The sequence below is a fragment of the Pseudoalteromonas sp. UBA2102 genome, assembly GCF_002331165.1.
In the GTDB taxonomy this organism is placed as follows: Bacteria; Pseudomonadota; Gammaproteobacteria; order Enterobacterales; family Alteromonadaceae; genus Pseudoalteromonas; species Pseudoalteromonas atlantica.
In genome coordinates this window covers 1-5,901 of sequence record NZ_DCYU01000058.1, presented here as the reverse complement: position 1 = coordinate 5,901, position 5,901 = coordinate 1, and the positions used below count along the sequence as shown (strand labels likewise).

Below are 5,901 nucleotides of genomic sequence, written 5' to 3'. Positions count from 1 at the left end.
GGGTTCTGCCTAGGGGCGATAAACTCTTTGTTGCTCGGTTTTTACTTAGCCCACTAGGTTACAAACCTCGCGCCGCGATTTGATCGTCCCTAGGTTGAACAAATTTCAATCCGCAAAGTTCAACACGCCCTAAATAACAGCCAACCCATTAGCGCATAGTTAAGCGCGGTATTAACACGCCTAAATTTTATACTTTTAGTAACGCGCTACAGCGGGTAGAATGTAGCTAACAACAATAAAAAAGCATCCATCATGCATGAATTTCATCAATTAACGGCTACTGCGTTAAACGGTAAAACAATTAATTTTAGCGACTTTGAAGGCAAGGTTGTGCTTATTGTTAATACCGCAAGTGAGTGTGGTTTTACTAAGCAGTACGAGTCGCTACAAACTCTTCATAGTAAGTACGCGAAAAACGGATTGGTTATTATTGGTTTTCCATGTAATCAATTTGGTCAGCAAGAGCCAGGCGACGCAACGCAAATACAACAAGGCTGTTTAATTAATTACGGGGTAAGCTTTTTAATGGCCGCTAAGGTGGATGTAAACGGTCGTCACGCCCACCCTGTATTTAGGTATTTAAAATCGGCCTTACCCGGCTTTTTGACACGAAAAATAAAGTGGAACTTCACTAAATTTTTGATAGCGCCCGATGGCACACCTATCAAGCGCTATGCGCCTTTTACAAAACCAGAAAAGCTAGAAACCACTATTCAACAAGCACTCGCTAAATTAAGTGCACAATAAGTAATAAAGAGGCATAAAGCCTCTTTATTGCCAATATTTAGCCTTTAAACATGCGTAAACGCACATTCAAACCCTAATAAAAAGGCGCATTATTTTAACTAGCACAATTTAGTCTATGTAATCGTTTAAGTCGTCTTCACCTAGATTTTTACGCAAACGTTTTTGCTCAAGGTAATCTTCCAACTTCTTTTTCACCTTTTGCTTTTTTTTGTCATGCTGATTACGCCCGACCATTTCGTACTCGTCTTCAACAAAATCATCATCTAGCGCATCGTAACTAAATGTCTTACCCACAACCCACTCCATAAAGTGTTTGAGACCAACTCAGGTTTATTCCTGCACTTGGTAAATTAAAAAAATGTTTAGCGCTAAAATACGAACAAATTAGCACCAAAATAAAGCCACGTGACTATCGTAAATAGCCTTCATGTCAATATTGTGAATAAATAGCGCTAAATTAAGAAAGTGGAAAGTGAGAGTTTTTTATCGTTTCGACAAATAAAATTTATCATTTATTTATTTTTAGTGTTTTTGACTAAAAAGTAGTTTATTTATCAAAATTAAAAATCATTAAAAACACACAAATTTCATAACCTTCTGTTTTAAAATAAAAATAAATAATGGCACCAAACTTGTTAATACTTAGCTGTCATCAACAATTATTAGAGAATAAACATGAAAAATTTACTATTAGTAAGCGCTTTAATTTGTACACCCGCTGCAATGGCACATAACGATAACAATGCGGGCATTTCGTTTAGCAATGAGCAGTGTAATGTAGAGTTTAAAAACGATGTACGCATTAAACCTAGCGAATTAGAAATTTTTACCGCATCTAATCAATTCATGCGCTTTAACAGCAATGGCAACTTAACTATAAATGGCGAACAAGTATCCATTAACAGCGAACAGCGCCAAGCGCTTACCCAGTATTCTGACAACTTACGTACGCAGCTACCTGAGGTCGCTAATATTGCCCTAGACGGAGTAAAAATAGCCGGTGTAGCATTAGAGGAAGTAGCCAACGCATTTAATATTGATGGCCTTGATGACTTGTCTGGCCTGATGGACGATATAAGACTTGAAGTAGAAAACACCTTTTATCAACAAGGTACGTTTGTAATGGGCCAACAAAGCTTTAATCAATTTGGTGAAAACTTTGAACACCAATTTGAGGAGCAAATAGAAACCGTGGTTGAGTCTGCCGTTATGCAATCAATGGGCAGTATTTTAGTTGCTTTAGGCTCTGAGCTGCTTGGTTCGGGTGGAGATATGGATGCATTTGAGCAACGCATGGAAAATATGGGCGCGCAAATAGAAGAAAAAGTAGAGCTGCATGCCAGTGCGCTTGAAAAGCGTGCCAACTCTTTATGCGACAGCTTTGCCAACATAGCACAGCAAGAAGAGCAATTAGTAGCGCAGTTACCCCAGCTAAAAGGCTACGAGTTATTTACCATTAAACAAAATTAATACACCGCACCGTATTTAACATCCCTTTAGCAGCACTTGTATATTAGGTGCTGCTTTTTTATTCTTTTAGCGTGTGAGCCAACGCTCCTAACGTGGTAATAGCCTGCTCTATTTTTTCGCTCCACTGCACCCCGTAACTTAGCCTAATACAGCTTTTATACTTATTACTTGCTGAAAAAATAAGTCCGGGGGTTATGCTAATACCAGCTTCTAGCGCCAGTAAAAATAACTTTTGACTGTCTACCCCTTGGCCTAAATCAAGCCAAATAACACACCCACCTTTAGGGTCACTAATACGCGTATTTTTAGGCATCGCGTTTAATAAGCACCACCGCATGCGCTCTTTGTTATTACGTAAGCGCTGCCTAAGTACTTTTAAATTACGGTCATACTCACCACTGGCAATAAACTCAGAAAGCGTCCACTGATTTATTAGTGAGGCAGAGCAACTTAATGCACGCTTATGGCGGCGCGCTTGTCCAGCAAACTTGCCTGCTATTAACCAACCTACTCGATAACTTGGTGCAGCCGTTTTTGAAAACGAGGCGCAACTGATCACAAGCCCCTTTTTTGAATACGCTAAAGCGGGCGTGCCACGCTTGGCAGTAAAGTGCAGATCACCGTACACATCATCTTCTATAAGAACAACATTATGTGACTCTATTAAGTCCACCATTTGCATGCGGCTTTCATCGCTCATAAAGCTGCCAACCGGGTTATTTATTGCGGTCGAAAACAAGCATGCTTTTATATCATGTTGTTCAAGCGCTTGAGCTAGGTCGTTAAGCCAAATACCATTGTCGGGGCATAGCGGGATTTCAAGCGCCTTTAATCCTAAGCTCTCTATTAGTTCAATAATGCCGTGATAACACGGGGTTTCAATTGCAACCACATCGCCGGGCTTAGTAACACACTTAAGTGCGATAGCCAGCGCCTCTTGCGCGCCATTGGTGATCACCAGTTCATCTATATTTACACCAATACCAAAGCCTAAGTATCTATGCACTAATTGCTTTTTAAGCGCAGCAAAACCATCAATAGGGCCATAATTAATAACACTCGCCCCAGCAATTGTCATAACCCGGCGCATGGTACGGGCTAAAGCTTTATCGGTAGGCGCTGCAGCAACGGGATTGGCAATACCAAAGGCAATTATATTAGGTTGATGAATAGCGCTGTATACCTGCTCTATTAATGCTTGTTTATTTACAGTGACAGGCTCACGGCTTAGTTTTACACGCTTTGGCAAACTGTAAACTGTATTAAGCACCGTTAAAAAGTAGCCCGATTTTTCACGTGCCTCTACTAACCCTTGATCTTCTAACGCTTGATACGCTTGCTTAACCGTCGGAATGCTAATATTTAAGTTACTGGCCATTTTACGAAGCGAAGGAAGCTTTTCCCCAGGTAGTAACACCTTTTGTGCTTGCATGTCTTTAATTAGCTCAATAACTTGTTGATATAAAAACTCGGCTTTTTGCTTATTGGCAGCTGGCTGCATATCTCGCCTCAAATCTGTATAGGTTACATTTATACTTTTCTGTATATGGTAAGTATACAGATAGACTCTAAAATAACCACTCAATCGGTTTTTTTAGAGGTTTGCCATGAAAAGCGCAGCGCTATATCTCACAACAGTGTTAATTTGGGGCTCTACGTGGCTCGCGATTTCGTTTCAGCTAGGCGATATTGCTGTGGAGCTTTCTTTGTTTTATCGCTTTGCCATAGCAGCTGCATGTATGTGGCTATTTGTGGCCTACAAAAAGCCTAATATGCGATTTTCGTTAGTCGATCATGGCTTTTTTGCTTTATTGGCCATTTCTAACTTTGGCTTAAATTATTTGCTTTTGTATTGGGCACAAAACTACCTCTCATCGGCAATGGCCTCTATTGCATTTTCAATGTTGCTAATAATGAACATAGTCAACACCCGTTTATTTTTTGCAAAGCCCATTGCCAAACGTATTTACTGCGGCGCGCTAATCGGCGTGGTGGGTATTATTTGTCTGTTTTGGCCGCATTTACTGCAATTCGACTTGAGTAATGGGGCGTTGGTCGGGTTACTACTTGCCCTTGGGGGTACCTTTGTGGCTTCATTGGGCAATATGATTAGTGTACGTAATTCTAATCATCAAATAGGTGTGCTGCAGGGTAACGCATGGGGCATGTTATATAGCGCAGTAGGTTTAGCCGTTTATGTATTAATAAATGGTATAACGGTCAGTTTTAGTGCCCCTACCAGCTATTCGCTGTCGCTATTGTATTTATCGGTTTTTGGCACTGTGATTGCATTTGGCTGCTATTTTGCCTTGTTAAAAAACATTGGCCCTGAAAAAGCAAGCTACGCCATAGTGCTGTTTCCGCTAGTGGCCGTTGCATTAAGCAGCTTTTTTGAAGGCTTTGAATGGCATGCAAACACCTTTGCCGGCTTTAGTTTAGTACTACTGGGTAATGCAATTGTACTTACCCCCACAAAAAGAATTAACGCCTTTTTAGCAAGCCGCAGCGTTGCTAAAAATGGCTCCGTCCCCAGTTAGAGGCGTTTTTAACGCACTAACACAAAAGCGCCTACCCTACTGTAGGCGCTTTTTTATTGGTATATGAAAATTAATAGCCTGCTCCTGGATAGCAATAACCGCGGGCGTAACACCTACTAGCTCGCCATCGGCCTCAATTAATAAATCTCTAGTATTAATATGCGCCTGTTTGAGTTGGCTATAAGTAAGCTTTTTTAAAGTATGGTGGCGCTTAAAAATTAATTTAATAAAGCTATATAAATGATCAACAAGACTACCCGCTTGCATTTGGTAGCAATCAAGCAGTCCATCATCAATTTTAGCCCTAGGTGCTATTTTAATGCCGCCACCAAAATACTGAGAGTTCGCAAATACAGTTATTAAATTTTGATAGCTACATTGCTTATTTAAAAATGCTCCACTTAGTGTGCTTGCTTTGTAAGTAAAGAGCGATTTTAAACTCGTCCACTTATAGCGCCAAGCTGACATGCTTTGTAAATGACCCAACTGCTTAATTACATGAGCATCAAAACCAACACCAGCCACATTAATAAAGTAACGAGTATTAATTTTACCTACATCAATTAAGTGTGTGGGGGCATTAAAAATAGCGTTTTGCCACTGTTTAGCAGTGCAATGAAAGCGACGGGCAAAATCGTTGCCCGTACCACAAGGTAATATTGCCAAACTACATGCACTGTCAATCACACCATTAAGTGCCAAATTAAGCGTGCCATCGCCTCCAATAACCACTGCTATTTGGCTTTTTTGTGCATTCAATTTAACGTTTGCTAAGTCGTACTCAAAATTACCTGTCGTTTTAACCGTAATATAGAGAATATTTTTCTTCTGGCATGTTTTTTTAAGCCAATCGAGGTGATCTAACACCACACTTTTTACGCTCGGTTTAACTATTATTAACAACTGCAAGTAATTTATCTCCTATTAGCCAGTACACCAGCATAAATAAGAATTAAGTTAAAATTAATTTATCTGAATAATTAATCATAAAAGTGCGTAAAAATTTACTAAAAACATTAACAAATACAAAAAATACTTATAAAACAAATCAAAACCTAACTCCCCTGATTAAATAACTATGCAAAATGTGCACTTAGTAGTTTTAATTAAAAACAAAACAATGCAAATTCAGATAAAAATAACTAAT

At 39.5% G+C, this 5,901-nt stretch carries 6 protein-coding genes; 3 read left to right on the top strand and 3 right to left on the bottom strand.

Annotated features, from left to right (window positions below; genetic code table 11):
* Nucleotides 1–252 precede the first annotated feature (252 nt).
* Complete coding sequence (locus B2R65_RS07440; protein ID WP_286741782.1) at nt 253–747, top strand: glutathione peroxidase; 495 nt, start codon at nt 253–255, stop codon at nt 745–747.
* A gap of 108 nt (nt 748–855) precedes the next feature.
* On the opposite strand, the gene B2R65_RS07435 is transcribed toward B2R65_RS07440, so the two are convergent.
* On the bottom strand, nt 856–1,041 hold the full coding sequence (locus B2R65_RS07435; RefSeq protein ID WP_004589020.1) for a PA3496 family putative envelope integrity protein: 186 nt from the start codon (nt 1,039–1,041) through the stop codon (nt 856–858).
* A 381-nt stretch (nt 1,042–1,422) separates the two neighbouring features.
* Between B2R65_RS07435 and B2R65_RS07430 the strand changes: the two genes are divergently transcribed.
* Nucleotides 1,423–2,217, top strand: coding sequence for a YggN family protein (locus tag B2R65_RS07430; RefSeq protein WP_004589021.1), 795 nt, complete (start codon nt 1,423–1,425; stop codon nt 2,215–2,217).
* A 58-nt stretch (nt 2,218–2,275) separates the two neighbouring features.
* Here B2R65_RS07430 and B2R65_RS07425 read toward each other — a convergent pair whose 3' ends face one another.
* On the bottom strand, nt 2,276–3,718 hold the full coding sequence (locus tag B2R65_RS07425) for an aminotransferase-like domain-containing protein (protein ID WP_286741781.1): 1,443 nt from the start codon (nt 3,716–3,718) through the stop codon (nt 2,276–2,278).
* Between the two features lie 106 nt (nt 3,719–3,824).
* Here B2R65_RS07425 and B2R65_RS07420 point away from each other — a divergent pair, with 106 nt between their 5' ends.
* Complete coding sequence (locus B2R65_RS07420; RefSeq protein WP_286741780.1) at nt 3,825–4,754, top strand: DMT family transporter; 930 nt, start codon at nt 3,825–3,827, stop codon at nt 4,752–4,754.
* Nucleotides 4,755–4,790: 36 nt separating this feature from the next.
* Here B2R65_RS07420 and B2R65_RS07415 read toward each other — a convergent pair whose 3' ends face one another.
* Nucleotides 4,791–5,663 (bottom strand): diacylglycerol/lipid kinase family protein, encoded by an 873-nt coding sequence (locus B2R65_RS07415; RefSeq protein ID WP_286741779.1) that lies wholly within the window; start codon nt 5,661–5,663, stop codon nt 4,791–4,793.
* Nucleotides 5,664–5,901 lie beyond the last annotated feature (238 nt).